A 25,992-nucleotide genomic window follows, 5' to 3' on the forward strand; every position below is an offset into this window, starting at 1 on the left:
TCAATATTATAGGTATTTTGACCCTCCCTAGCCTCGGCAAAGGAGGGTTTTTTCATTAAGAACAAATCCCGGATAGAACCTATCCATTATTTCTACGATCACCATTCAGGGAAGATTTCTTTTCGGTATCTTTAGTTTATCCAAAAAACAGAATTGAGACATCTAGATTATATCATTGTTGGATGCGGCATTGCAGGAATCGCCATTTGCGAGCGTCTTGAGGCCGATTCTAAAAGTTTTGTGGTATTCGATTCTGGTGTTTACAGTGCAACAAGTGTAGCGGGAGGAGTGGTAAATCCCATGGTGCTAAAACGATTAAACCCTGTATGGAAGGCTGCTCAATTCCTTAACACCGCCAGACCATTCTATGAAGGCCTTCAGAAAAAATTAAATACCAACATTCTGGCAGATCAACCATTACTTCGGATCTTTACCACAGCCGAAGAACAGAACGATTGGACAGTAGCCAGTGATTCGCCGGCCATGGAACAATTCCTGTTGCCAGAGATAATAAAAAATACCAATAATAACATATTTGCTCCCTTAGGCTATGGTGCAGTTCGGAACTCGTTTAGAATAGACACTACTTCCCTGCTGAAATCCTACAAGAATGATTTGCAAAGCAGTGGCAATTTGATAGGTGAGGAATTTGATTATAATGAGCTGAAAGAAACTAACGATGGATTCGTTTACAGGGATATAAGTACGAGGTATGTGATCTTTGCAGAAGGGTCGGCTGTGTTGAAGAATCCATGGTTTACACTGGATAGTATTATTCCGAAGAAAGGGGAATACCTGCTAATAAGATCGCGGGAATTGAAATGCACATCAACCCTAAAAGGTCCTTATTTTATGATCCCAACCGAAGACGACCTATACATGGTTGGCGCCACTTTCGCTCATGGGGATTTCAGTTACGACAAAACTGTTAAGGGACGGCAAACCCTCGAAGAAGCCATTCAAAAAATGGTAAAATGCCCGTATGAGGTCGTGGACCAAATCTGTGGAATGCGTCCAACAGTGAAAGATCGCAGACCATTAATAGGTTCGCTGAATACTAATGGAATTTATTTTCTGAATGGCCTTGGTACGCGTGGATTACTTATGGCGCCTCTATTATCCCAATGGTTGTATCAATTAATTGAGAACAACGCAGCCCTCCCCTCTGAAGTGGATATCAGGAGATTTTCGAATTAAACGCTTATTTCGCTTTTTCTGGGTCGTACTTAAAGAAGAAGTTGATCCATATATTCCTGGACAACCGAAGAATAACGGGTAAGAACACGATAAGGGTACCTGTTATCACAAAAAAGGAACTTAACCTTCCTAGGTTCAGAAAAAAATAGGAGATAATAAAGGCAGCTACCGCAAAGGCAACCCCTACAGCATAACTAACATACATGGCCCCGTAAAAGAAAGACGGTTCGATTTTAAATTTGGTGTGGCAGTGCGGGCAATTTTCATGCATTTTTAAGGTATCTGAAAGTAAATACGGATTTTTGGTTTTATACAGGTCGCCTTCGTGACAAACCGGACATTTTCCTTTTAAAATACTGTATAATTTGGTTCCTTTCATGCGTATTTTTTTGCTGAGCCAAAATTAAGCATCTTTGCACAATTCTTATGTTACAATTGTTACTAAAATGATCAATATCCATAATTTGTCGGTTAGCTTCCAGGGAGATTATCTCTTCGAAGGCATCACCTTTCAACTCACGCCCGGTGATAGGGTTGGATTGGTTGGAAAGAATGGTGCCGGCAAATCCACTTTACTCAGGATCATCGCCGGAGAACAGGAATATGATGAGGGACAGATCGCAACCGATAAAAAGGTCACCACTGGTTTTCTGAAACAGGATATCGATTTCACTAGAGGAAGAACAGTTTTGGAAGAGGCCTATGAAGCTTTTTCAGAAATAAAGGAATTGGAGAAGAAGATGGAGCAGATCACTGTTGAAATGGGTGAGCGTAATGATTATGAAAGCGAGGCCTATCACCAATTGATGGTAGACCTAAATGATCTTCAGCATCAGTACGAGATCGTAGGGGGGTACAACTATCAGGGTGAGACCGAAAGGATACTAAAAGGACTGGGATTTGAGCGTAAGGATTTTAACCAGCCAACCGATACTTTTTCAGGTGGTTGGCGAATGCGTATTGAACTGGCCAAACTCTTACTTCAGAATAATGACGTATTACTACTTGACGAACCTACCAACCACCTCGATATAGAATCTATTTTATGGTTGGAAGAGTTTCTGAAAAATTATACTGGAGTGGTGATGCTTGTGTCTCACGACAGGATGTTTCTGGATAATATTACAAACAGAACTATTGAGATCTCACTGGGGAAGATCTACGATTATAACAAACCGTATACAAAATACCTCGCCTTACGAGAAGAGTTGCGAACGCAGCAACTAGCCACCCAAAAGAACCAGCAAAAGCAGATCGAACAAACCGAGAAACTAATAGAAAAGTTTCGTGCAAAGGCCAGTAAAGCTACCATGGCGCAATCGCTTATTAAAAAATTGGATAGAATGGATCGTGTTGAGGTGGACGAGGATGACAATGCCGTGATGAGTTTACGGTTCCCGGTTTCGGTAAAACCGGGGAAGGTGGTCATAGAAGCCGAAAATATCTCAAAGAGTTACGGAGACAATAAGGTGTTGAGTGGGATAGATCTTTTCGTAGAGCGTGATAGCAAAATTGCTTTCGTGGGGCAGAATGGTCAGGGTAAATCCACACTTGCAAAGATCATTGTAAATGAGATCGATTATAAAGGACATCTAAAACTGGGGCACAATGTAGAGATAGGTTATTTTGCGCAAAACCAGGTGGACTATCTCGATGGGAACAAAACCGTGGAAGACACCATGCTGGATGCAGCCGATGAGAAGACCCGCCCAAAAGTGCGGGACATCCTGGGAGCCTTCTTATTCAGGGGTGATGAAGTGGATAAATATGTACGGGTCTTATCCGGGGGAGAGCGAAACCGGCTTGCTCTCGCAAAATTGCTGCTGCAACCCTTTAACGTATTGGTGATGGATGAGCCTACCAATCACCTGGATATGAAATCGAAAAATGTACTAAAAGACGCCTTGAAGAATTTCGAAGGTACCTTGATCGTGGTTTCTCACGACAGGGACTTTCTCCAGGGGCTCAGCAATAAGGTGTATGAGTTCAAGGACAGAAAGATAAAAGAGTATTTAGGGGATATAGATTTTTTCCTTGAGCAGCGCAACATTCAGAATTTGAGGGAGGCGGAGAAACGTTCGGAAGTCGCAGTAAACAAAAAGAACACTACTTCAGAAGGGAAAAAGAACTACGAGCAGCAAAAAAAGCAAAAATCCCTTCAGAATAAATTAAGTAAGATCGAAAGTAAGATCAATAAGCTGGAGAGAGAAATAAATGCCATTGATGTGGAACTGCAGATCAATTACGATGAGACGATCTCTCAGCCTAACTTCTTCGATAATTACCAGCAAAAAAAGAACGACCTGGACGTACTTATGCAGGAATGGGAAGAGCTCACCCAAATGTTAGAATAATTAAGGTAGAATTTATGAATCTTTTAACGCCTCACTGCTAAGGCATCATTTAAATTTGACCTACTCTAGCAACCTATAACCTTCATGCGAAAAATTATACTGTATATCCTGGGTGCGCTGCTATTGGTGGTAGCGTATTTTGGCGCTCAATATATCATAGCAAATAGTGAACAGCCGAAACCCCAGGCAGAAGAAATTGTTAAAACCGTTTTTGTTGAAAATGTAAAGAATAAAACGGTACCTATAGTAATCACCGCAACCGGAAATCTAATTGCCAAGAACCGTCTTGAACTATATTCGGAAGTACAGGGAGTGTTTAGGTCTAGTGCACGTGATTTTAAAGCCGGTCAACCCTATAAAAAAGGCGAAACTCTCATTAGAATGGACGCCGCCGAATATTATGCATCAGTACAGGCAGCCCGAAGCGAGTTCTACAATTTAGTAACTTCACTGATGCCGGATCTAAGGCTCGATTATCCTGAAGCATTTAAAACATGGGAACAATACCTAACCACCATAGATATAAATAAAAGTTTGCCGGCTCTTCCGCAGGTGACCAATGAAAAATTAAATTACTTTATCACCGGGCGAGGTGTAAATTCCTCCTATTACAATATTAAGAACATGGAACAGCGTCTCGGTAAATTTTCTATCGTAGCGCCCTTTAGTGGAATAGTGACCGAAGCCATGGTAACACGAGGCACCCTAATACGTTCGGGACAGAAATTAGGAGAGTTTATCGATACCTCTTCCTTTGAAGTTCAACTTTCTATTGGGAAGGAATTTAGTGACCTACTGGAAATTGGTGAGAAAGTTTCCTTAAGTACGATCGAAGGCTCCCGGGAGTTTACCGGTACAGTTAGCCGTATTAACGGTAGGATCGATCAAGCCACACAGACCATTTCGGTATTTGTGACCGTAGTTGCTGAGGGATTAAAGGAAGGAATGTATGTTCAGGCCTATGTTGATGCGCGGGACGAGACCGATGCCATCGAAATCCCCCGAAAATTACTGGTAAATGAATCCCAGGTGTATGTAGTGAGAGATTCTGTTTTGGATCTAATACCGGCAAATCCCGTTTATTTTTCGGCTAAGAATGTTGTGCTAAAGGGCATCCCCGACGGAACTAAGCTTTTGTCCAGATCCATACCGGGAGCTTATGCCGGAATGAAAGTTAAATATCTGGAAGATTCCCCACAATCAGCGGGCGATACGCCGGTTAACTAAAGGTACCATGAGAAAACTCATCAGTTATTTTATAAAGTATGAAGTAGCCGTTAACGTGCTAATCCTGGCCTTCGTGATCTTTGGTGTGATAGGGATCTTTAGATTGAAATCGTCATTCTTTCCGCTTCAGGAGGCCGAAATCATTAGTATCAATATTGCGTATCCGGGTGCAGCTCCCCAGGAGATAGAAGAAGGGGTTGTACTAAAAATTGAAGATAATCTTAAGGGCCTTAAAGGCATAGAAAGGGTAACCTCTGTTTCACGTGAGAATGGGGGAAGCATCACTGTTGAAATTGAAAGTGGTGAAGATATAGACGTATTATTAGCCGAGGTGAAAAATGCTGTCGACCGGGTACCCAACTTCCCCACCGGCATGGAGCCATTGGTAGTAGCCAAACAGGAAAGGGTAAGACAAACCATAGATTTCGCGATTAGTGGTGAGAACATAGAGTTGTCTGCCTTAAAGCAAATTGGCAGGCAAGTAGAGAACGATCTTCGGGCTATAGACGGGATATCTCAAATTAGCGTTTCCGGTTATCCTGAAGAAGAAATAGAAATTGCCGTTCGTGAGAATGATCTTCTGGCATACGATCTTAGTTTCACCGAAGTAGCGGCGGCTGTCTCCAGGGCTAACATCCTTACAACAGGTGGAAACATTAAAACCGATGCCGAGGATTACCTTATCCGGGCTAATAACCGATCGTACTACGGATCTGAACTAAACAACCTGATCGTTCGAGCCTCTCCTGACGGTACCTTGGTGCGCTTGCATCAGGTTGCAGATGTGAGGGACCGATTTTCGGAAACACCCAATGCCTCCTACTTCAATGGGAATGTGGCCGTAAATATAGAGATCACTAATACTAATAATGAAGATCTAATCTCCTCTGCAGAGAAGGTTAATGCTTATATAGACGAGTTTAACCAGAAGTACACCGGGGTACATATCGATGTGGTGAGCGATAGTTCTGTGAGGTTGAATCAGCGTACCGAATTACTGGTGAAAAACGGGATCATGGGGATTATACTGGTACTATTGTTCCTTTCTTTTTTTCTGAATACCCGTATGGCGTTCTGGGTGGCATTTGGTTTACCGATCTCATTTTTAGGGATGTTTATCTTTGCCGCCTATCTCAATGTGACAATAAATGTGTTGTCGCTATTTGGAATGATCATCGTTATAGGGATTTTAGTTGACGACGGAATTGTTATTTCAGAAAATATCTATCAGCATTACGAAAAGGGAAAACCGAGGGTGCGGGCTGCCATCGATGGTACCATCGAGGTTTTGCCTCCTATCGTTTCGGCCATTATCACAACGGTACTGGCATTTTCCACCTTTCTATTTCTGGATGGGAGAATAGGTGATTTCTTTAGTGAAGTTTCGGTAGTGGTAATACTTACCCTTGTGGTTTCACTAATAGAAGCTTTGATCATTCTTCCGGCGCACATTGCCCATTCTAAAGCATTGCTACCTGAAGCCGAAAAGAAGAAAGAAAGCAAGACACGTATAGGAGCTGTTTTTGCTAAACTTAGGGAATTCAATGTGTATGGCGACAGATTTATGAGGTACTGCAGGGATAAATTGTACAGTCCTACTTTGAATTTTGCGATGAATAATCGCTTTCTTACCCTCGCTATTCTAGTGGCACTGATGATCATAACTGTGGGGGCCAATCAAGGTAATATAATTCAGACATCATTTTTCCCTAGAATTGCCAGCGATAGGGTTAGTATCGATCTACTGATGCCTGAAGGCACCAATCCAAAGATCACAGATTCTATTATTACTATGGTTGAGAATGTGGCCTGGGAAGTAAATAAAGACTTTACGGCCAAACAGACCGGAAATAAATCTGTAGTAGAAAATGTTATCAAACGAGTGGGTCCCGGGAATAATAAAGCATCGTTGCATGTAAATTTACTACCTGGTGAGGAGCGGGACTTCGGATCTCCTGAAATAACCAATGCAATTAGAAATGCCGTGGGCGACGTTTACGGTGTGGAGCGACTTACATTTGGATCTGGGGGTAATTTTGGTGGAAGTCCGGTGTCTGTTTCTTTATTAGGAAACAATACAGAAGAGTTAAAAGCTGCAAAGGATGAGCTGCGTGCCTATATGGAGAACAATGCACTACTAGCCGATGTAACCGATACAGATCCGGAGGGGATCAAAGAGATCAATATAGAATTAAAGGAAACAGCTTACGCACTGGGTTTAAATCTGCGCGATGTGATGGCGCAGGTTCGTTCGGGATTCTTCGGACTCCAGGCTCAGCGATTTCAAAGGGGACAAGATGAAATTCGAGTATGGGTGCGATATGATCGATCTAACCGGGAATCGATCAACGATCTGGATGATATGCGAATTCTTACGCCTGCCGGCTTACGAATTCCATTTGGGGAAATAGCAACATATTCAATAGAAAGGGGAGAGGAATCTATTAGCCACTTGAACGGATTGCGAGAGATACAGGTTAATGCCGATCTTGCCGACCTGGACGCCAGTCCCACCGCTATAATTGATGAAATTAGATCCTCGGTTATGCCCGATATAAGTTCGAAATATCCAACGGTAACGGCCATTTACGAAGGGCAGAATAGAGAAGCATTAAAACTTACAAGGTCTGCAGAATTAGTAGTTCCGATAGTACTTTTTCTAATTTATATAGTGATCGCATTTACGTTCAGGAGTTACAGTCAGCCACTATTATTAATCCTATTAATCCCATTCAGTTTTATTGCAGTAGCCTGGGGTCATTGGATCCATGATTTCCCAATAAATATACTTTCTGCCTTAGGGATCATTGCATTGATAGGAATTATGGTAAACGACGGACTCGTACTCATTGGTAAGTTCAATTCCTATTTAAGGGAAGGTCTCTCGTTTGATGATGCTTTGTATGAGGCGGGTCGTGCTCGATTTAGGGCAATATTCCTCACCTCCTTAACTACTATTGCCGGGATCGCACCGTTGCTACTTGAGAAAAGCAGGCAGGCACAATTCCTTATTCCAATGGCTATTAGTATAGCCTATGGTATCGCAATTGCAACGGTACTCACGCTTATTATTCTGCCTATCCTGCTTAGCATTACCAACGATATAAAGGCGAAAGGATTTTGGTTGGTATCCGGAACCAAGATTCCGAAGGAAGATGTAGAGAGAGCCATCAAAGAAGTGCGCGCCAGGGAGGAATGGGAAATTCACGAAAATGGAACAAAACAATCTGAAGCAGTATCAAAGGAAGAGGTTACGCATGAATAAAAGCAGTGTTTTTACAGTTATTGTTTTAATTTTTAGTCTAACATCCACCGCACAGGTAGTTGAAAAATTAACTCGCGAAGAGGCCATGTCGGAGACGCTGGAGAATAACTTCGGAATAAAAATGGCGAAGAACGATCTGCGGATAGCCGATAACAACAGGGGCATACTAAACTCGGGATATCTACCTTCCGTTACCGGACTAGCAGGTGCAAATTACAGCATACAGGATCAGGAAGTGACGTTTCGCGATGGCACTACCAATATTGTTGAAGGAGCCGAAACCAAGCGATATGATGCATCTGTCAACATTAACTATACTCTTTTCGACGGACTGGGTCGCTGGTATGATTATAAGCGTTTAAAAGAGGAATACAATCTTAGCGAACTGGAAGTACGACAAACCATCGAAAATACACTGTTGCAAATGTTTACGGTTTATTTTGAAGTGGCTAGATTGACAGAAAATGTCGAGGTGCTCAAGAGCACTTATGAAAACACAAAAAACCGCCTTGTTAGGGCAGAATACAGGTTCGAGTACGGACAAACAAACAGACTTGAAGTATTAAATGCGCAGGTAGATCTGGTGACAGATAGCATCAATCTTATCAACGCTCGCCAGACACTTAGAAATACCAAACGAGATCTGAATGTAGTACTCAACCAATCGATAGAACGAAATTTTGAAGTAGACACCACAGTGAGTTTTATCGAGGGGTTAAGAATGCAGACCTATCTGGAAGAAGCAGATACAAATAATGTTAGGTTACAAATGGCGCGAAGCAATATTGAAGTTAGTACATTAAATTTCAAAGCCTCCAGGTCTGTCTATCTCCCTACGGTGAATCTCTCAGGCAGTTATGGTTGGAATGAGGGACAATTTCCGGTGACGAGTTTTGCGACGGGAAATACAAGTACCGGTTTGGCGGCTGGAGTGAGTTTAAGCTGGAATTTGTTTGATGGGGGTAGTGGTATAACTTCGGTTAAGAATTCGAAAATACAGATCGAGAATCAAACTTTACTAAAGGAACAGCTTCAGGTAGAGGTAGCGAGAGATATTGCCAATGCGGAGGGTAATTATCGCAATCGTCTGGAGATCTACCGACTTCAGGAGCAAAATGTCGTTACTGCCACAGATAATTACGAGCGTTCTTTAGAACGATATAAACTAGGGCAGATCACCTCGGTGGAATTGCGGCAGGCCCAGATCAATTTACTTAATAATCGCACTACGAGAAACCTGGCAAAATATCAGGCCAAGATAGCCGAGTTGGAATTATTACAACAAACCGGTCAGCTACTAAATGTTGCGTTTTAGATCTTATTCCGGTATCTTAACAATACTAATTAACGCGTTATGTGGGAACTCTTAACCTCTACCGAAGCCTGGGCGGCATTTCTTACCCTGGTTATCATGGAGATCGTCCTGGGGATAGATAACATTGTCTTTATCACCATTCAAACCGATAAACTCCCGAAGGAGCAACAGCGCAAGGGCCGTATTTTTGGCCTCGCTTTCGCATTATTTACTCGTGTGATCCTCTTATTATCGATCACCTGGATCATGACACTTACCAAACCCATCTTTAGTTTAGGTGAATTGATAGGGATAACCGGGGAGTGGCATGAACGATTGGAGATCTCGGGCAGAGACCTCATCCTTTTGGCGGGAGGATTGTTTTTAATTTATAAAAGTATTACCGAAATCCATGAAAATGTTGAGGGTGAAGGCCCAAATTTAACGGTTCCCAAGAAAATGGGGTTGGTAAACACTATTATTCAAATTGGGTTACTGGATATCGTTTTCGGGTTGGATTCGGTGATCACGGCCATTGGAATGGCCGATCATATCGAGATCATGGTGGCAGCTGTTGTAGTGTCTATGATCTTTATGGCCTTTAGTCTGAATTATGTTGGGAATTTTGTGAATAAACACCCCAGCATAAAGATCCTGGCCTTGTCTTTCTTATTGCTAATAGGGATCACGCTCATTGCCGAATCTGTAGAGCAGCCTATAGCCAAGGGGTATATATATTCGGCTATGGTATTCTCGATCTTCGTAGAGTCCCTGGTGATACGCGCCAATAGAAAAAAATCTGTGGTTGAAAAGAATGAGTAAATGGATGAGCACTTTTTTCAATGTCCTTATTGCTGGGAGCAGATCTCAATGTTGCTGGATCCTTCTGTCTCACAAACCTATATAGAGGACTGTGAGGTATGTTGTAATCCTATCGAAATAAGTGTATTATATAGAGAAGGGCAACTGGAAGAGTTTGCTGTAAAAATCATGGAATAATAATTTTACCAAGGACGTTGCGTAAACAACAAATCCTTCGTATCTTTGCCGTCCACATCGCGGGATAGAGCAGTAGGTAGCTCGTCGGGCTCATAACCCGAAGGTCGCTGGTTCGAGTCCAGCTCCCGCTACAAGGAAATCCGGTTTTGAAAGAAACCGGATTTTTTATTTCAGAAAACCAGGAGTTTACTCATTGGTTTTCTGAAATAAAAATCCATCATTGCGAAGCAATGCGGATTTCCTTGTAAAGCCACCCCTATTCTGGACCAATTTTCAATGCGCAGCGATGGAAATTGAATCCAGCGAATCTTGACGGTTTCTTTAAGTAAAGCCACCCCTATTCTGGACCAATTTTCATTGCGGAGCGATGGAAATTGAATCCAGCTAAATCTACTAAATTATCAATTCCGAGACACAAAAATTAAGAGAATAACAGATGTTTTTCTAAGAAAAACTAATTTGAACGAGTTAAGATAATTTTAGGTTTTAATGATGTTATTCAGAGTCAATTTTTCTTCCCAAAATGTCATCACGTTTTCAGCCAGTTGAATTGCTTCGAATTTTTGGCCATTTGTTAGTTCTATTACAATCGGGCCAATAATATAGCCATCTTCAATGTATCCAGGTTCAAAGTAATCGTCACTGATATGTTCAATAGACTTATGCTTTGGGGCCGTAGCACTATAATGCTTAGCATTGGATGCAATTTGATCTAGGATTATTAGTGTGTCATTTTTTGTATTAAATTGACTTACCGTATCTCGAATTTTAGTTTTATTTTCAGATTTGTGGTTTATATACCAATCTGTCATGTGATGAGCAGTAATAAAAAAGTCGAATGCGGCATAGGAATCATGGGTGTTTTGTAATAGTCTATTATAATCATGCTTCATTTTCTTCCAATAATCACCGACTGTTTTTAAGCGAACAAATCCCTGCTTGTTTTTCATATGCTTAATAATTAAAGTTTATTATTAAACGATATTGATCAAAATCTGTTAGCTTTTTACATAAAAAGTCTAATTTCCTTGTAAAGCCCCCCTATTCTGGACCAATTTTCAATGCGCAGCGATGGAAATTGAATCCAGCGAATTTCACAGGTTAATCTTAGTAGAGCAATGCGGATTTCCAAGTGAAGGCCTTAACTATATTCTAAAAATAGTATCTTAAACTGTTTTTATAAATGAGTCAATGGCAAAGGAAAAATCTTGGTTATTAAAACTCGTTGAGTTGATCTCGGCAATTTTCGAAAGCTCACGAAGGCAATCCAGGGACAGAACCTGGCATCAGCATGTAGTTCCTTACAAAGATGGATGGGCTGTACGCCGAGAGGGTAATAAGCGAATCACGTCTAAACACAGGAAGCAGAGCACCGCCTTACGAAAAGCCAAAAGTTTGGCGAGAAAATATAAGTCGGACGTCATCATACACCGCGCAGATGGTACGATTAGAGACCGGATTAGCTATGATTGACAATAGGTTTTGTTAAGTATCTTTTAATTTCTGAAGTCTTTAATAAGGAATACCTCACCACATTTAGACCAACATTCAATTTGGTTACCTAACGCAACGTATTAGTTTGTCTTAACAATACCATTTTTATACAAGTCCAGGGCTTTATTGAGTAATAGTTTAATAGTTGACACCGGCAGATCTTTGTTCGGGGGTATTCGAAGGATTTTCATCCGGCTACGGCTACCAACTTCCAGAGAGGGGTGATCCAGGAGATTCCCTTCCACGAACAAAATATAAGGTTCGGTAGTTTTTTTATCTACCCACAGATAGCAGAACATTTTATTCTTATAACAAAAACAAGGCATTCCATATTTTCTTGTTTCTGAAATATGCCTATCCATATCCAGGATCATTTTTCGCAGTGCTAGCAAACAACTTCTGTTGGGTTCGTCTTTGTCTACATAGAATTGGTCCGGACTTATCATAGATCTGTAGTGAAGATTTTATAAGAATTTCGGTCTAAAAATTCAGAAACCGCCGAAAATGACTGTTTTATTTATTTTACACGGGATGGGTCGTCATAGCTCACCATCCATTGTATTCCAAATCGATCTGTTAGCATCCCGAAATACGATTCCCAGAAAGTATCGCTCATGGGCATAACAACCTCTCCGTCCTGAGAAAGAGCTTTAAAGAATGTGTCTGCTTCCTCTCGTGAATTGGCGTTAATAGAAATAGAAAAATTATTGCCTTGCTTAAACTGTTTACCCCATTCTGCACCGGTATCACTTCCCATAAGCACGGTTTCCTGGCTAATTGGTAGGGAGACGTGCATAATTTTGTCTTTATCCTCTTCAGAAACAGGATACTTAGGGTCATCAGGCATATCCCTGAATTTAGAGATCGTTGCAAATTCACCTCCGAAGACAGATCGGTAGAGATTAAAGGCTTCTTCGCAATTGCCGTTGAATGTAATATAGCTGTTTATTGTTGCCATGAGAAAGATGTTTGGTTTAGTTAAAGATAAGAAGTTCAGTTGGAACGAGTTCAGAAAAGATCCTATTTAAACTTAGTCGAACGATTACGGAACTAGCTAATACAGAGTGTAAAACCAATCGCAAAAACAATAACCAACCCGTTAAAAAGTATATCCATAGGGTCGAATACTCGATGAGGGAGAAAATGTTGGATCGCTTCTTCGAGCCCTCCCACCGAGAAACTTAGAATTATGATTTTATCGCGACCACCGGAATTGTAGTCCAGGGTACAAGTTTATTCAGATTTATGAACTTCCAGTTCGATCTCTATCATAAATTCGGGGATGGCGAGTTCTTTTACACCAAGCCAGGATCCTGTAGGATAGTGGTTTTTGTAGATCTCATTTCGGTAGGCGGCATGCTCCAGGAATAGCGGCATATTTGTGGTAAAGATATTTTCTACCACCACATCATCGAAGGTGCAGTTAAAATGATTTAATACTTTTTCCAGATCTGCATAACAGTTCTTCATTTGTTGCGCCAGATCGCCAACGGCGGTAGGATTCCCCGCATCATCCATACTTACAGCTCCCGAAACTTTTATGCTATTCCCAATTTTAACAGCATGCGAATAACCATATGCTTTTTCAACATCGGGGCGGAGTAAGAAGTATTCCGGTTCTTCAGATTTAACGACGACTTCCTTTTCTACTTTTACGTCTTCTTCTTTTTCTTTCTGATCGCAGCTTTGTAGCGAAAAAGCAAAGAGACAAATTAAAATGAGTAATGATGATGGAAGGTTGCGGTTGGTTAGTGTTTTCATTTTTTTTGGTTGTTTAATGCCTACTTAATTCGGATTTCGGCTTTCCCGTACTTTTATAATTCTTCAGGTATAAATGCCTGTGTAAAAGATTAGTCTTATTCTATCCTTACTCCCTGTGTGGTAAAGGATAGACCTTGTTGTCCCATGGTAGAATTCATTATACCTTCAAATAGCGGTTCGGGAGAATTGTATGGTATTTTCCATTCGAATAAAAAATTAGATCCGGTTCCTCCGGTTACATCAATTTCATCGATAATGATCTCGGTGGTTTCCATAGGAGCCAGAAAGATCGGATCTTCAAAATAATTTCGAATTGAATTACCGTGAGTATCGTAATACTCTGCCCTCAGCAGGTAGATGGTATCTCTATCGCTCGTATTTCTCATACTTACCATGGCGGTTAATCCATGTGTGCGGTGTTCCGAAATGCTATAAATTTGAGAGTAGATAGAGAGGTAGGATTTTCCATATTCAAGCGAGTCTTTCTCTATATTTCTTGCCGATCGTTTCGTCCAGTTCTCCGGATGAATGGAGCTTACAGAGCCTTTTTCCTTACAACTAAAAATTAAAAGTAATCCTAATAGAGATAATAACTTAAGATTCATGTAATTATGATTTTTCAAATAAAATATGCGATTATTTAATATACCCGAAGATAGTTGGCATCAAGGCTACATTAGACAAACTAAGATAATCAATTTTATTATGGGTCTTTGCGTAAGATCTTATCCATTTTTCTCCCTCTTGCCAATTCATCTACTAATTTGTCCAGGTATCTCGCATTACGTGTTAAGGTATTATCGATCTCCTCGATTCGATAACCGCATATTACTCCTTTAATAAGGTGAGCATTGGGATTCAGGGTAGCGCCGGCATAGAATTCTTCGAAAGTTACTTTTTCGTCTATTAGTTTCTTAATTTTAGCATCATCATAACCTGTTAACCATTCGATCACCTGATGCAGCTCCTCTTTGGTTCTTCCATTCTTTTCAACTCTGCTTAGGTAATGTGGATAGACAGATGCGAAGGTAAGTTTCGCAACTCTAGCGTTATGTTCGGGTGTAACTTTCATCGTTTCAGTTTAAATGTGGATATATTAACAAGCAACCGAAATAAATTTTCAAGTGTTAAGATAATGAAATTTTGAGCTGATTAAAAACTCACCTTTCTTATAAAGAGTGGTTGTTTTTGGTTCTTCGAATCAGGATAACCCGCTGAACGAATCATGTTAGGTTTGGAGTTTTAGTTTTAATTCCAGGGTTTTGGGGACCTTCATTTTTTTAAGCAGATCCTTATAACGCAATTCTTCTTTTAGATGAACCATATACGGATCGTTCTTTAACTGAAAGTACATATCATAATCGTTCACATCGAGTGCTTTTTCCAGCAATTGATAGGCCTTGTCCTTTTTATTCATGTAGGCATACATTTGTGCCAGTAGATATGGCTGATCATCTGTAAATAGGTGTTTGTTTGTCTCAACTTTAGCGGCTGCATCTTCAACTTCAAGTACTAGAGACGCCATTACATCGCTATATGCTTTAGAAAAATCATCCTCTTCTTTTTCAATTTCCATCATGGCCTCATCCTTACATCCCAGCCAGGATAAGATCTCACCGCGAAGTCCGTGGTCCCCATTCCCATAGGGTTGATATTTTAAGTAGTTGTCCATGGATTCCAATGCCAGTTCAAATTCACTTTGGAAAAAGTAAAAGATTGCTAACATCCTGTAATTGCCTGCGTCTAGTGGATCGATAGTTTGAGCATTTTGTAATAACAAGATACGATCATCCAGAGATATAGCGGGATAGGACGATACATTTCGAAGTACTTCACTACTTTCAGAATTAAGAGACAAGGCCTTTTCGAAATATGAAAATGCATCGGTGAAATTGGAATTTATAACATTAAATCTGCCTAACCAGGCATAGGCCTCGGCAAAGTCCGGGTTTAAGGAAATTGCCTTTTCGGCGGCGTATAAGGCTTTATTAGAGGCCTCGTTATCGTTAGTGTATACTTTTATCTGAAAGTGAAGTTTGCTTTTTAATAACCATGAAGGTGCGTAAGTGGAATCTATCGCCAGAGATTGGTCTATTAGTTTCAAGCCGGCATCGGCGCTTTCTTCAGTATAACGCAGGCTTAGGTTTTTTGCCTGGAGAAATGCAGTATATGCGCCAGGTTGGGTTTCTTCAATTTTTTTTCCGAACAGACTGGTATTTAAATTTTGCATCACATTTCTGGCAATATCTTCTTGAACCTGGAAGACATCGGCCATTTGTCTTTGATAGGTTTCAGACCACAAATGGACGCCGTCATACGCACGTATTAATTGAACCGTAATTCTTAAGTTGCTATCTACCCGTCTTACACTTCCTTCCAGGACGTAATTGGCATTTAATTCTTTACCAATGGTTCGAACATCTACGTTCTTGTTTTTGAAGGAAAAGCAGGAAGTTCTGCTAATTATTCTTAGTTCCGGATTTTTAGATAGATGATTAAGGATCTCCTCACTAATTCCATCGGAGAAATATTCGTTATCACGGTTCGGACTAAGGTCTAAAAATGCCAAAACTGCAATGGATTTTTCGCCCTTCACTTCCGGATTCGTGGTAGCAGTGGCAAGGTTTTCGTTTGTTTTCGGCTCCATATGGAGATAAATAAAAAGAGACGAGAAAACAATCAAGGAAGTAATTAATAATAGAATGGCATAGTTTACCGAAAAGCGACGAAGAAAGGACTTGGGCTTTTCTGAACCGGTGGTACGAATACGTTTTATTCCTCCTGGGCCTATCTCGAAATGCCAGGAGATCGAAAGCCAGATCCCCAGGCCAACTATTAGAACGATCACAAAAAATTGTAACCAGAATTTCGATACGTCGAAAATGGAAAATAAGATAGATGCCGCCTGTATGGAGACCCAGCTAAAGATCACATAGGCCAGGGCAGCTTTGAGAACATTTCGGCTTTTCAATTCTTTAAAGAAAGAACCCATTCTCATGATAACACCACTAAACGAAATTTTTATATTCGAAAATATGGTTCGTAGTGAAGGATAAAATTACGCTTATTTTTAATTCGTAATTACTTTTAAGAGAAAATTGTGAGTTCGTTAATTCACTAATCCCGTGACCCTCACCTATGTATAGTTAAATGGGAAATTCAACAAAAGTATATCAGTCTCTTACACTCCATATTTCATGCATTGGGTCTCCTTTACTGGAAAATCCGGAGTGATGCCAGTTCCCATCCTTCAAATTATAGTTGAACTCTAGGCTCAAACCTGCCTTCGAATCATCTCTGGAAAAGAATTCGATATTTTCGGTGTATAGGCCATCCTTGGTAGTATAAGTTCCTCCGCCTGTTCCCATAAATTGCTTTGTTTCGGTATTGTAAGCTATCCATTGAAATCGGGTTCCCGATAAAACCTTCATAGTTTTCCTAGGTCTGCTGGTGTCACGCAGTTGGGTTTCCCCATCTCTAACTCGGCCAGACATCAACCATGCGCCCTGTAATTTTCCCGGCGTGCCCTTGTCTATTCGTTTAAATCTCATATCATGATCTACAATGGCGAACTCGTCTTCAGAAATATCTACCTGAAAACTTACTTCCTTCCCCACATTTTCGGGATTGGAAGTATCGAATTCTACTTTTTCGGTCATTGTATCTCCCTCCAGTTTCCAACTGCCCCCATTGGTGTAAATAAACTTTCCGGTGCTGGCATCGTAGGTGGTTAAAACCTGGTACCCTTCAGCAAAAATGACCACACTTCTTAAACGATCTCCGTTTTCGGAGGTTGAATACCTTTCCCAAGCCCCAACGAGACTTTGCGCATATAAAGTGACGGAGCAGATCATTAGAACGAGTGATAAAATTATTTTTTTCATGACATGAAGATTTATCGGATTTTGGTTAAATGTATGATCATATAAAAGCCTGCAAGTGGAGCTTTTATAATTTTACAAGTTAATTAAAACTTTGGCGCAGAATTGTTTAAGAAAACTTAAAAAAGATGTCTTTTTATGCCCATTTGCAGTTATGGTCATAGTTTAATCGCAGGAGCAATATTTATCGCTGCTGGCTTTTTCGAAACATTCTTTTCCTTCCTTAAAGGCAAAATAAGCCAGGCCGAGCGTTCCTATACTATCAATATAGGCAAGGCCGGTCAATTCGAAGATTCCGCTGCTTATTAATAATATAACCGACATATATACACAAACCAGGGTACAGTTTGCATCGGCTATAATGGGATCGGACTCCAATCGTCTTCCCACCTTTTTTTTCCAATAAACCAACAGTAACATAACTACAATAGAAATGCCTGAGATCACAACACCAAATAACGTGGTTACTGGTTTATGCCCGGTCCAGATATTATAGGCACTTGTTATAAGCAACACCAGTACTAACAAATAAAATGCAAATCCCGTAATCTGTAGTGCCAACTTTTCGAACCTGTCTCGACTGCTCTCCGGATTTCTTTTTATTCTGTGGACCATATGCACAATTCCAACCCCAGAGATCACCTCGATAAAACTATCTGCCCCAAATCCGAATAGCGCAAGACTCTCATCTTCATATCCGAAATAGGTTGATAACAACCCTTCAATTAAATTATATCCAATTGTAAAAATGGCAAGCCCTAAGGCTATGTTGAATAATTTTATCTCGGGAGACGAATTTGTTTTCACCATATCACATTTTAATTTTTATGCCGGAAGTTAGGCGTAGAGCGGTATTTATAGTGCGTCATCTTAGCCAAATGCATCAATATTTACACCAAACATTGGTGATCCGGACGAAGTTGAATAAACTAATTCTGCCTTATTCATCGTCAAAACCAAGCTATTAGCTTTGTGAGGATAAGGTATTAAAGCCCTGTGCTTTTACACACAGGGCAAATTTAATCACTATCTGTGAATTAAACGGTCGTGAATAAGTTGAGACCATTTTTCGACCGATTGTAGTTCTCCGTTTAATTGAACGTTATCATCTGCGTTGAAAAATTCGAACTTAATTTCACTTTCGCCTTGAACGGAAGGAACAAACCTAAGATCAAGACGTTCGAGTAGCTTTTCTTTTACTCCTTTGTTACTGATAGTCCTGTGGGTTGTTACTACCTTACAATCCTCTATAGCTTTAAGGTCGACAAATTGCTCTATGGTCTGGTCCTCTGTTTGTCTGTAAAAGAAAACCATTTGGTTATTTTCATCAATTCCAATCGCATTGGTGCCCAAGATCTCGTGATGATCTATTGTACACTTCTTTTGCGTGGCTATTTCTAAAAGTGATCGCAAGATCAATTTCTCTTTTTTCTTTCGCCCCCGCATCATCATATAAATGGGTACTACAATAACCAACATAGTAATACCACCAATAATGGCGGTTCCTAAATCCAATTTCATTTTTCATTTTATTAAAATTTATATACAGTGAACAGGCAATGTGTATTACAAAGCCTAAAGAAAACACGTCATTTCCCTTGTAATGGAATGACAGCTTAATTGGATTACCAGAAAAAGTGATAGGGGAAAAGCAGGTCTGCTTTCCGTTGTTGTATAAGAAAGTTTACAGAATAATTATTGTATTGAGTGAATTCTGCACTAAGTACCGATTCTTTTGAATTGTAGAGGCTAGTATCATTATGAGTGTTATCATAGGTATCCGGAGCGGGATCAATGCCTACAATTTCAACCGAAAATTCCGATTGAACTGTGTGAGATAGTAAGTTGTGTGAGGTGGGTGCAAAATTATGTTCCTGTCCTGAGTTCAGGTTATTTTGGAACTCGGTATTTAAAGGTACATTGGCAGCAATACTTACTGCGAAGCAGTAAATTGCCGTTAAGATGAGTGCACCAAAATGTTTCACGCTGTCTTTCACACCGCAAATGTAATTTAATTCGGGATTTGAATTACAATTTTATGATTTCGTTATATTCTGGCCGGCAATTATAGAATTGCTACCGGCATTACGATCTTAGGGCCTTGTGGACTTCATCAAAGACTGCAAATCTATCGGCAAGAACAACCAAGGTGTCATCCTCTTCGATCTTAGTTGCACCATTTGGAGTAATATAACTGTCGCCTCGAATGATCATGGCAATGATCGCATTTTTTGGAAAGCCTAGTTCAACAATTTTCTTATCAACCGCAGAGCAGTCTGGGGTAATAATAATTTCCTGCATTTCGGCTTTGGGATTCTCTGCTAATAGCAGATCGGTTGCGGTAAGTTTCTTTGCCTTTATGGGCAAGGCTACATGCAACCATTTTGCTACCAGGGAAAGGGTGGTTCCTTGTATTAATACAGAGGTCACCGAAATAAAGAACACGATATTAAAGATCATGTGAGCTCGATCTATGCCAGCCAATAGGGGGTATGTGGCAAAAACAATAGGAACTGCACCACGAAGCCCAACCCAGGATATATAGAATCTTCTTCTAAGTTTCATTCGGAAGAATATCAGGCTAAGAAAAACACCCACCGGTCTGGCCACAAGGATTAGGAACACCGAAATTAGAAGTCCGATTCCTATATAAGGAGTGATTTCAGAAGGAAAAACCAATAATCCTAAAGTAAGGAACAACACAATTTGCATTAGCCAGGCCAATCCATCGAACATTTTTAAGATAGTTTTCTTATGTATAATGTTCTGGTTGCCTAAATAAACCGCACAGATATAAATGGCAAGAAATCCATTTCCTCCGATAAAATCTGTTGCAGAGAATGTTATAAACATCAATGTGATCACCAATACCGGATAGAGACCTTCAAAGTCTAGCTTGATCGTATTAATGATGTATTTACTAAGATAGCCAAAAGCCAGTCCCGAGATCGCACCCAGTAACATTTGTTGTAAGAACATGGGGATGATAGAAACAAAACTTTGGTCCTGATTGATCACTAGAGTAAGAAATGCAATAGTTAGGACATAGGCCATAGGGTCGTTACTTCCACTTTCCAATTCGAGGGTGGGCCTGAGGTTGTATTTTAATGCAATACTTTTTGATCTTAATACCGAAAATACCGCTGCGGCATCGGTAGAAGAAACGATCGAGCCTAACAATAAACTTTCATAGATGGTAAAATCTGTGATATAATAAACAAAAGTGCCCAGGGAAACTGCAGTTAAAAGTACACCTAAGGTAGATAGGGCAATTCCTTGCCGTAGAATGGGCTTCACGGAAGCCCAGTTTGTGTCCAGTCCCCCTGAAAACAGGATGAAATTTAAGGATACTATCCCAATAAACTGAGCGAGTTTAGGGTCGTCAAACTGGATACCGCCTATTCCTTCAGAGCCTGCCAGCATTCCAATAGTAAGGAAGAGCAGGAGGGTAGGTACGCCAAATTTATAAGAAGTCTTACCCGCGAAAATACTTACGAGAAGTAATAAGGACCCTACTAATAATATGTTTTCAATGGTTAAATTCATCCCTATTCGCTCTCAAAATTTAGACTAACAAAGGTACAGTTTCTCGATTAAGAAGATAGTGAAAGGCACTGTTGTTTTGAGCATTAAATTCAGGCTTTCCTGAAATATTTTTTCCGAAGCCAAAAAGAAACCCTAACTAACAGGATTAAAGCGGGAACTTCAACCAAAGGCCCAATGACTCCAGCAAATGCCTGTCCGGAATTAAGTCCGAAAACAGCAATAGCAACCGCAATTGCCAATTCGAAATTATTACCTGCAGCCGTAAACGCCACCGAAGCAGTTTTGTCGTAAGTGGCACCCGAGGCTTTGGTCACAAAAAATCCGATAATGAACATAAGGGTGAAATAAATAAGCAATGGGATGGCAATAATTAACACATCCATGGGGATCTCCACAATAAGCTCACCTTTAAGGGAGAACATGACCACAATGGTAAACAAAAGTGCGATCAGGGTGAGTGGGGAGATGGCCGGGATGAATTTTGAAGAATACCATTCTTCGCCCTTCAATTTTATCAGTATTTGCCTGCTTAAAATTCCTAAAAGGAAAGGAATACCTAAGTAAATGGCTACGCTTTCGGCTATGGTTGCAATTGAAATATCTACAATAGCCCCTTCAAAACCGAAATAGGGAGGTAGCACGGTTATAAAGATCCACGCATAAAAACTATAAGCGAATACCTGGAAAATACTATTCAGGGCCACTAACCCTGCACCGTATTCACTGCTTCCTTCGGCCAGGTCGTTCCACACCAAAACCATTGCTATACAACGGGCGAGGCCAATAAGAATGAGCCCCACCATATATTCAGGGTAGTCGCGCAAGAAAGTAATGGCCAGTAAAAACATAAGTACAGGCCCAATGATCCAATTGAGAAGCAGGGAAATAGAAAGGATCCTGGTATTTCTGAAAACTTTCGGCAACAACGCATAATTAACCTTTGCCAGAGGTGGGTACATCATCAGTATCAATCCAATAGCTATGGGAATATTAGTTGTACCCTTGCTAAAGGAGTTGATAACATTCGGAAAGCTTGGAAAGAAATAGCCAAGTCCAACTCCTATCAGCATTGCTACAAAAATCCATAAGGTTAGATTTCTGTCCAGAAAACTCAGTTTTTTTGTTGCCATCGATTAAAGATTGATTTGAGAGAAAACATAAGAAAGTTCGGTCGCGATCTGCAGGCTTCGTTCCAGGTATTTTTCGTCTTGCTGAGGGGTGTTATCGAATTCTTTAGGGTCTTCGTAAGTGATCGGGATGCGTTTTTCTGCCCCCGGGACAAAAGGACAGGCTTCGTTTGCCGAATTGCAGGTCATGATGGCTGCGAATTCACTTTTCGGATTAAAATCATCATCCATTACTTTAGAGAAACCAAGGATTGGATGCGCATTATCTGCATATTTAATAGCGTACACCGGATTCCCATCACCGGAAAGGGTTTTAATTTGAAAGCCCGAGAGGGTTAGCGTATCTGCTATTTTTGGAAAAAGTGCAGTAGCCTCGGTACCCCCAGAATAACAATACACGTTTTTGAGGTTGTAATGGTATGCCAGGGTTTGCGCCCAAACTTGCGAAAGGTGGCTCCTTCGCGAATTGTGAGTACAGATAAAATTGAGGCGTATCTGTTGCTTTTCGGTAGCTTTTTGCTGAATATATTCGATCAGGGGCTGTAAGGCAACTTTGCGGTCCTCCGGTATAGAATAGAGGTCTAACGCTTCGATCTGTTTCGTTATTTCAGGAAACAGTGGAGCTGGTTCTGTGTGCATATTTTAGTAAATAGGATTAATAATTAGCAACAATTTCCATCGGGAGAGCAACAGGGTTCTTCGCTGAGGTCGGCCAGGGCTACTTTCTGTTTTTCGGCTGGGACACCACAATTATCCTTTGCCAGGCAATCGGTATATTTGGTTGTGAGCAGGAATTTTTCGCCGTCGAAATCGAGCCCGAATTTTTGAATAGTCTCTCCCTGGTATTCTACTTCAATTTCAGAATTTTGAAGCTCCAGGACCTTTTCAGATAAATTGATGATATGGAGTAGTTTCTCCGGATGCAATCTGTGATCGTAGTCGTTGGCATCCCAAAGCTGGAAGTTTATCACCTCTTCTTTCCTTACGGTACCGCCACAATCGATAAAGTTCTTTTTGATCTTTCCAACTTCGGTAACGTGAAAATGATTAGGAACTAATTCGCCGTTAGGCAGTTGAAAACTAATAGTATTCACCTCTGATAGAATTGATTTAATCTGTGATAAGTTCATGATTATATTTGTTTATTGCGATTATACAATTAATAATATCAAATTTTTTTAGCAACAGTTTTCCTTTGTTGTGATATCCTGATCGAGAAATTGGGACATTACGGCTTTCATTTCGGCCCAGTTATCGTGATCAATGCAGTAGCAAACACTCGTTCCTTCTACATTTCCCTTTATTAGGCCTAGGTGTTTCAGCTCTTTTAAATGTTGCGAAATAGTTGGCTGAGCTAAGCCTATCTCATTCACCAGGTCTCCACACACACAGTTGTCTGTTTTAAACAAATGCTGTAGAATGGAAACTCTGGCAGGATGGCCAAAAACTTTAGCAAAGAGAGCAATTTTATTTTGCTCATCGGTAAACATCTCGGTTTTTGTTAATCCCATTTTTTTATTTATTACTTCATTGCAATATTACGATTAATATTTATATCGTCATAATTATTTTTCTTTTTTTTCTGAAAATTCTCCGGCTATGATCTTATTCGTTGTACCAGGTCTGCAATAGTACGGTGTTGGTGTGACCACGACTCCCAGACAGATCGTGCCCATCGCCGTGTGATGTCGAAGTGCAATTCGGGATGACCATTCTTCCACGGTTCGGAGATCGTTAGTGGACCGAAAGTCTTGGGGGGATCCAGCCACTTCAGCAGGTCTTTACCCTTGTAAAAGTGCGAAAATAGTTCACGAAATTGGGGTACAGCTTCAAGTGATAATTCTTCTTCAAAGATAGCGTACAAGGCAGCGAGATGTATGTGTACCGAATTGATAGCTCTTTTATCCATTTTCTTACCCACATGTTGCGCGGCGTAGGCATCTACAGTGAATTGATGGCCTTTCCAATACAATGGATGTGAGTATTCTTTTGCCATGACTTCCCCGAACATGGCCCAGCAACCCGGAGATGACAGCATATATTTATGACATTCGCCCTCAATATTGGGCGATATAGCACCGCAGGCAAAACATGGAATATATTCATCCATATCGCTAATCTATAACTGCAAGTTTTACAGTTGATTATTGTATTTCTTTATCGATTAGATCCAGAATAGTATTCAATTCATCCATCAAGGGAAGGTAATGTGCTTCCTCCGTTCCCTTACTGGTGAGTATGAACATTAAAATGTTGTTCTCAAATTCTCTGGAATCCAAAAGTTTGAGATTACTTTCCGGTTGCTCCAATTTTACAATCCCAAGGTCCTCATTCACACCTGTTAAGTCTAAAATAGTCCTTAAGCTGTTTTCGTTTCTTCTAAAAATATCAAGTACTTTCTCCCGTTGGATAGCAAGTTCTTGTTCCTGTTTCGAAACATCTTCGATCGTAGAGATCCAATTGGTCAATCTCACTCTAAGTCGGGTGTTGGAAATATCCTTCAAACTACCCGAATTTATTATTTCATCCAGGAGAGAGTTGTTTGGATTAAAAGAAATATCCGGGGAAAAGGTGTTAAATAAAATTTCGGAAAACATTTCTTCATCGGGAATCTTAGTATTATCAGAAGCATAGCCAATAAGTTTTTTCGCCTCCCTCAAATTCTTTCGGTTAATATCTGTGAGCACAGTTAGTTTTGCTTTACTGGTTTCAAATTCTTCTTTTAATCCCTTTAAATAAACTTGTTCTTTTTCCTCGATAACCCGCCTCTGATTGCTGTTATTTATAGCGAGGGCAATTAAGATCCCTATTACCACAAGCACTATTTCGCCTATGGCATATAAGAGGTATTTACTTATTTTATTTTCTGAAAGTAATCGTTGACGTATTCTTCTAAAAAATTTTATCATAGCATAGATTCAAATAGAGCTAATTGTGATCGATCATCGTATAAAAGTGACGGTGGTTTTTATTTACAAACTATCTATTCGATGTGCTCCGGTAAGCCGGTCATCACTCGGTGAATGAGCACTGAATAGAGATTATTTATTTGCTCGTAAGTAGAGATACCCGAATAAAATAAATTTTCAAGCATTATTTTCTTTTCTTCGTTTTGTAAAAGTATATTGAAATAGGCACATCTTTCCTTTTCGCTTATTGTCAAATTCTCATCTAAGTAAGCCAGAGAAATAGTTCCATCCATCGATACTTTATTATTGAACGCACGAAAATCTTTAACATACATCCAAATAATTTCATCGAAATGGGCGGATAATTGGTAGTAATTGGCAATCTGCGATTTTAATGTCTGTTCCTCAATCTTACTGTAAGCACCCGAATTCACCATTTCGTCGTAAATAGAACGATCTGCAATATTGGTTCGAACCTCTATGAGTTGATTGTAATTTGTAACAAATTCTTTGCAATTTTCTTCGTCCATCGGGGTATGCATCAATTGGATCAATCGCTTCAAATTATTAGCCTGCTTTGTGTTGTATTGAATCAAACCACTAAATGACAAGCTATCCCGATAAACAGATTGCCTTAGCAAACTAAGTTGATTGTCCACATTCTCTTTCAGATTTTTCTGTTGGTTGGAGTTGTTTAAACTAATAGCGATCAAGATACCAATTACCACAAGCACTATTTCGCCAATGGCATATTTAAGATACTTAGCTGTTTTCCCTTCAGAAAGAAAATTCCTTCTTATGCTACTGAAAAATTTGATCATCACTGGTTAGTTAAATTAAAGATATTAATTTTTAATTGATCAAACATTCAACATTTTGAAATACAATTCCCTTATAACTTTATTTAATTCAGCCTAAAAATTTTTCAGGGATACAAG

At 40.1% G+C, this 25,992-nt stretch carries 28 protein-coding genes and 1 tRNA gene; 9 read left to right on the forward strand and 20 right to left on the reverse strand.

Features of this window, described 5'->3' with window-relative positions; translation table 11 throughout:
* Positions 1-153: 153 nt before the first annotated feature.
* Complete coding sequence (locus tag C5O00_RS07935) at positions 154-1,197, forward strand: NAD(P)/FAD-dependent oxidoreductase (protein WP_158676804.1); 1,044 nt, start codon at positions 154-156, stop codon at positions 1,195-1,197.
* A gap of 4 nt (positions 1,198-1,201) precedes the next feature.
* Here C5O00_RS07935 and C5O00_RS07940 read toward each other — a convergent pair whose 3' ends face one another.
* Positions 1,202-1,582, reverse strand: coding sequence for a DUF983 domain-containing protein (locus C5O00_RS07940; protein WP_105216348.1), 381 nt, complete (start codon positions 1,580-1,582; stop codon positions 1,202-1,204).
* 61 nt (positions 1,583-1,643) lie between these two features.
* Between C5O00_RS07940 and C5O00_RS07945 the strand changes: the two genes are divergently transcribed.
* The 7 genes from C5O00_RS07945 (at position 1,644) to C5O00_RS07975 (ending at position 10,467) form a co-directional block, all read left to right on the forward strand.
* Positions 1,644-3,551, forward strand: coding sequence for an ABC-F family ATP-binding cassette domain-containing protein (locus C5O00_RS07945; protein WP_105216349.1), 1,908 nt, complete (start codon positions 1,644-1,646; stop codon positions 3,549-3,551).
* Between the two features lie 84 nt (positions 3,552-3,635).
* Positions 3,636-4,778, forward strand: coding sequence for an efflux RND transporter periplasmic adaptor subunit (locus C5O00_RS07950; protein WP_105216350.1), 1,143 nt, complete (start codon positions 3,636-3,638; stop codon positions 4,776-4,778).
* A 7-nt stretch (positions 4,779-4,785) separates the two neighbouring features.
* Entirely contained in the window at positions 4,786-8,043 is a 3,258-nt protein-coding gene (locus C5O00_RS07955; protein ID WP_105216351.1) for an efflux RND transporter permease subunit, read from the forward strand.
* Positions 8,036-9,358, forward strand: a complete 1,323-nt coding sequence (locus C5O00_RS07960; RefSeq protein WP_105216352.1) for a TolC family protein — start codon at positions 8,036-8,038, stop codon at positions 9,356-9,358. The genes C5O00_RS07955 and C5O00_RS07960 overlap by 8 nt, the downstream gene beginning before the upstream one ends.
* 39 nt (positions 9,359-9,397) lie before the next feature.
* A complete protein-coding gene (locus tag C5O00_RS07965; protein ID WP_105216353.1) occupies positions 9,398-10,159 on the forward strand; it encodes a TerC family protein in 762 nt (253 codons plus the stop codon).
* Complete coding sequence (locus C5O00_RS07970) at positions 10,160-10,336, forward strand: CPXCG motif-containing cysteine-rich protein (protein WP_105216354.1); 177 nt, start codon at positions 10,160-10,162, stop codon at positions 10,334-10,336.
* A 58-nt stretch (positions 10,337-10,394) separates the two neighbouring features.
* Positions 10,395-10,467: transfer RNA gene (locus C5O00_RS07975), tRNA-Met, on the forward strand.
* Between the two features lie 348 nt (positions 10,468-10,815).
* Here C5O00_RS07975 and C5O00_RS07980 read toward each other — a convergent pair.
* The gene (locus C5O00_RS07980) at positions 10,816-11,286 is read right to left on the reverse strand and encodes a hypothetical protein (RefSeq protein ID WP_105216355.1); all 471 of its coding nucleotides are present in this window, start codon (positions 11,284-11,286) and stop codon (positions 10,816-10,818) included.
* Between the two features lie 241 nt (positions 11,287-11,527).
* Between C5O00_RS07980 and C5O00_RS07985 the strand changes: the two genes are divergently transcribed.
* Positions 11,528-11,809 carry a DUF2188 domain-containing protein gene (locus tag C5O00_RS07985; protein ID WP_105216356.1) on the forward strand — a complete coding sequence of 94 codons (282 nt, stop codon included), beginning with the start codon at positions 11,528-11,530 and terminating at the stop codon, positions 11,807-11,809.
* A 101-nt stretch (positions 11,810-11,910) separates the two neighbouring features.
* Here the strand turns inward: C5O00_RS07985 and C5O00_RS07990 are convergent, their stop codons facing one another.
* From C5O00_RS07990 to C5O00_RS08075, 18 genes are all read right to left on the reverse strand, one after another.
* On the reverse strand, positions 11,911-12,276 hold the full coding sequence (locus tag C5O00_RS07990; RefSeq protein ID WP_105216357.1) for a DUF1801 domain-containing protein: 366 nt from the start codon (positions 12,274-12,276) through the stop codon (positions 11,911-11,913).
* Between the two features lie 71 nt (positions 12,277-12,347).
* Entirely contained in the window at positions 12,348-12,788 is a 441-nt protein-coding gene (locus tag C5O00_RS07995; protein WP_105216358.1) for a VOC family protein, read from the reverse strand.
* 275 nt (positions 12,789-13,063) lie between these two features.
* Positions 13,064-13,591, reverse strand: coding sequence for a RidA family protein (locus C5O00_RS08000; RefSeq protein WP_105216359.1), 528 nt, complete (start codon positions 13,589-13,591; stop codon positions 13,064-13,066).
* Between the two features lie 95 nt (positions 13,592-13,686).
* Positions 13,687-14,196, reverse strand: coding sequence for a DUF3124 domain-containing protein (locus tag C5O00_RS08005; RefSeq protein ID WP_105216360.1), 510 nt, complete (start codon positions 14,194-14,196; stop codon positions 13,687-13,689).
* 98 nt (positions 14,197-14,294) lie between these two features.
* Positions 14,295-14,663, reverse strand: a complete 369-nt coding sequence (locus C5O00_RS08010; RefSeq protein WP_105216361.1) for a DUF2200 domain-containing protein — start codon at positions 14,661-14,663, stop codon at positions 14,295-14,297.
* 156 nt (positions 14,664-14,819) lie between these two features.
* The gene (locus tag C5O00_RS08015; RefSeq protein WP_105216362.1) at positions 14,820-16,589 is read right to left on the reverse strand and encodes a tetratricopeptide repeat protein; all 1,770 of its coding nucleotides are present in this window, start codon (positions 16,587-16,589) and stop codon (positions 14,820-14,822) included.
* 175 nt (positions 16,590-16,764) lie between these two features.
* Positions 16,765-17,475 carry a DUF4488 domain-containing protein gene (locus C5O00_RS08020; RefSeq protein ID WP_105216363.1) on the reverse strand — a complete coding sequence of 237 codons (711 nt, stop codon included), beginning with the start codon at positions 17,473-17,475 and terminating at the stop codon, positions 16,765-16,767.
* A 162-nt stretch (positions 17,476-17,637) separates the two neighbouring features.
* Positions 17,638-18,282, reverse strand: coding sequence for a cation efflux transmembrane domain-containing protein (locus C5O00_RS08025; RefSeq protein ID WP_105216364.1), 645 nt, complete (start codon positions 18,280-18,282; stop codon positions 17,638-17,640).
* A 216-nt stretch (positions 18,283-18,498) separates the two neighbouring features.
* Positions 18,499-18,993 carry a hypothetical protein gene (locus C5O00_RS08030; protein ID WP_105216365.1) on the reverse strand — a complete coding sequence of 165 codons (495 nt, stop codon included), beginning with the start codon at positions 18,991-18,993 and terminating at the stop codon, positions 18,499-18,501.
* 104 nt (positions 18,994-19,097) lie between these two features.
* Positions 19,098-19,469, reverse strand: a complete 372-nt coding sequence (locus tag C5O00_RS08035; protein WP_105216366.1) for a hypothetical protein — start codon at positions 19,467-19,469, stop codon at positions 19,098-19,100.
* 88 nt (positions 19,470-19,557) lie between these two features.
* The gene (locus tag C5O00_RS08040) at positions 19,558-21,018 is read right to left on the reverse strand and encodes a potassium/proton antiporter (protein WP_105216367.1); all 1,461 of its coding nucleotides are present in this window, start codon (positions 21,016-21,018) and stop codon (positions 19,558-19,560) included.
* Positions 21,019-21,107: 89 nt separating this feature from the next.
* Positions 21,108-22,148, reverse strand: coding sequence for an ACR3 family arsenite efflux transporter (arsB, locus tag C5O00_RS08045; protein ID WP_105216368.1), 1,041 nt, complete (start codon positions 22,146-22,148; stop codon positions 21,108-21,110).
* A gap of 3 nt (positions 22,149-22,151) precedes the next feature.
* Positions 22,152-22,784 (reverse strand): arsenate-mycothiol transferase ArsC, encoded by a 633-nt coding sequence (locus C5O00_RS08050; RefSeq protein WP_105216369.1) that lies wholly within the window; start codon positions 22,782-22,784, stop codon positions 22,152-22,154.
* Positions 22,785-22,807: 23 nt separating this feature from the next.
* Complete coding sequence (locus tag C5O00_RS08055; protein WP_105216370.1) at positions 22,808-23,275, reverse strand: DUF6428 family protein; 468 nt, start codon at positions 23,273-23,275, stop codon at positions 22,808-22,810.
* A 48-nt stretch (positions 23,276-23,323) separates the two neighbouring features.
* A complete protein-coding gene (locus C5O00_RS08060; RefSeq protein WP_105216371.1) occupies positions 23,324-23,656 on the reverse strand; it encodes an ArsR/SmtB family transcription factor in 333 nt (110 codons plus the stop codon).
* Between the two features lie 86 nt (positions 23,657-23,742).
* Positions 23,743-24,255 carry a DUF5946 family protein gene (locus tag C5O00_RS08065; protein ID WP_105216372.1) on the reverse strand — a complete coding sequence of 171 codons (513 nt, stop codon included), beginning with the start codon at positions 24,253-24,255 and terminating at the stop codon, positions 23,743-23,745.
* Between the two features lie 34 nt (positions 24,256-24,289).
* The gene (locus tag C5O00_RS08070) at positions 24,290-25,054 is read right to left on the reverse strand and encodes a DUF6090 family protein (protein WP_105216373.1); all 765 of its coding nucleotides are present in this window, start codon (positions 25,052-25,054) and stop codon (positions 24,290-24,292) included.
* Between the two features lie 74 nt (positions 25,055-25,128).
* Complete coding sequence (locus tag C5O00_RS08075; protein WP_105216374.1) at positions 25,129-25,875, reverse strand: DUF6090 family protein; 747 nt, start codon at positions 25,873-25,875, stop codon at positions 25,129-25,131.
* Positions 25,876-25,992: the final 117 nt, after the last annotated feature.

It is taken from the genome of Pukyongia salina (genome assembly GCF_002966125.1).
Classification (GTDB): Bacteria; Bacteroidota; Bacteroidia; order Flavobacteriales; family Flavobacteriaceae; genus Pukyongia; species Pukyongia salina.

What these genes read in the sequence shown, in the direction of transcription:
- C5O00_RS07945 (WP_105216349.1), top strand. Translation starts at nt 1,644, where the DNA reads ATGATCAATATCCATAATTTGTCGGTTAGCTTCCAGGGAGATTATCTC.
- C5O00_RS07950 (WP_105216350.1), top strand. Translation starts at nt 3,636, where the DNA reads ATGCGAAAAATTATACTGTATATCCTGGGTGCGCTGCTATTGGTGGTA.
- C5O00_RS07955 (WP_105216351.1), top strand. Translation starts at nt 4,786, where the DNA reads ATGAGAAAACTCATCAGTTATTTTATAAAGTATGAAGTAGCCGTTAAC.
- C5O00_RS07960 (WP_105216352.1), top strand. Translation starts at nt 8,036, where the DNA reads ATGAATAAAAGCAGTGTTTTTACAGTTATTGTTTTAATTTTTAGTCTA.
- C5O00_RS07965 (WP_105216353.1), top strand. Translation starts at nt 9,398, where the DNA reads ATGTGGGAACTCTTAACCTCTACCGAAGCCTGGGCGGCATTTCTTACC.
- C5O00_RS07970 (WP_105216354.1), top strand. Translation starts at nt 10,160, where the DNA reads ATGGATGAGCACTTTTTTCAATGTCCTTATTGCTGGGAGCAGATCTCA.
- C5O00_RS07980 (WP_105216355.1), bottom strand. Translation starts at nt 11,286, where the DNA reads ATGAAAAACAAGCAGGGATTTGTTCGCTTAAAAACAGTCGGTGATTAT.
- C5O00_RS07985 (WP_105216356.1), top strand. Translation starts at nt 11,528, where the DNA reads ATGGCAAAGGAAAAATCTTGGTTATTAAAACTCGTTGAGTTGATCTCG.
- C5O00_RS07990 (WP_105216357.1), bottom strand. Translation starts at nt 12,276, where the DNA reads ATGATAAGTCCGGACCAATTCTATGTAGACAAAGACGAACCCAACAGA.
- C5O00_RS07995 (WP_105216358.1), bottom strand. Translation starts at nt 12,788, where the DNA reads ATGGCAACAATAAACAGCTATATTACATTCAACGGCAATTGCGAAGAA.
- C5O00_RS08000 (WP_105216359.1), bottom strand. Translation starts at nt 13,591, where the DNA reads ATGAAAACACTAACCAACCGCAACCTTCCATCATCATTACTCATTTTA.
- C5O00_RS08005 (WP_105216360.1), bottom strand. Translation starts at nt 14,196, where the DNA reads ATGAATCTTAAGTTATTATCTCTATTAGGATTACTTTTAATTTTTAGT.
- C5O00_RS08010 (WP_105216361.1), bottom strand. Translation starts at nt 14,663, where the DNA reads ATGAAAGTTACACCCGAACATAACGCTAGAGTTGCGAAACTTACCTTC.
- C5O00_RS08015 (WP_105216362.1), bottom strand. Translation starts at nt 16,589, where the DNA reads ATGAGAATGGGTTCTTTCTTTAAAGAATTGAAAAGCCGAAATGTTCTC.
- C5O00_RS08020 (WP_105216363.1), bottom strand. Translation starts at nt 17,475, where the DNA reads ATGAAAAAAATAATTTTATCACTCGTTCTAATGATCTGCTCCGTCACT.
- C5O00_RS08025 (WP_105216364.1), bottom strand. Translation starts at nt 18,282, where the DNA reads ATGGTGAAAACAAATTCGTCTCCCGAGATAAAATTATTCAACATAGCC.
- C5O00_RS08030 (WP_105216365.1), bottom strand. Translation starts at nt 18,993, where the DNA reads ATGAAATTGGATTTAGGAACCGCCATTATTGGTGGTATTACTATGTTG.
- C5O00_RS08040 (WP_105216367.1), bottom strand. Translation starts at nt 21,018, where the DNA reads ATGAATTTAACCATTGAAAACATATTATTAGTAGGGTCCTTATTACTT.
- arsB (WP_105216368.1), bottom strand. Translation starts at nt 22,148, where the DNA reads ATGGCAACAAAAAAACTGAGTTTTCTGGACAGAAATCTAACCTTATGG.
- C5O00_RS08050 (WP_105216369.1), bottom strand. Translation starts at nt 22,784, where the DNA reads ATGCACACAGAACCAGCTCCACTGTTTCCTGAAATAACGAAACAGATC.
- C5O00_RS08055 (WP_105216370.1), bottom strand. Translation starts at nt 23,275, where the DNA reads ATGAACTTATCACAGATTAAATCAATTCTATCAGAGGTGAATACTATT.
- C5O00_RS08060 (WP_105216371.1), bottom strand. Translation starts at nt 23,656, where the DNA reads ATGGGATTAACAAAAACCGAGATGTTTACCGATGAGCAAAATAAAATT.
- C5O00_RS08065 (WP_105216372.1), bottom strand. Translation starts at nt 24,255, where the DNA reads ATGGATGAATATATTCCATGTTTTGCCTGCGGTGCTATATCGCCCAAT.
- C5O00_RS08070 (WP_105216373.1), bottom strand. Translation starts at nt 25,054, where the DNA reads ATGATAAAATTTTTTAGAAGAATACGTCAACGATTACTTTCAGAAAAT.
- C5O00_RS08075 (WP_105216374.1), bottom strand. Translation starts at nt 25,875, where the DNA reads ATGATCAAATTTTTCAGTAGCATAAGAAGGAATTTTCTTTCTGAAGGG.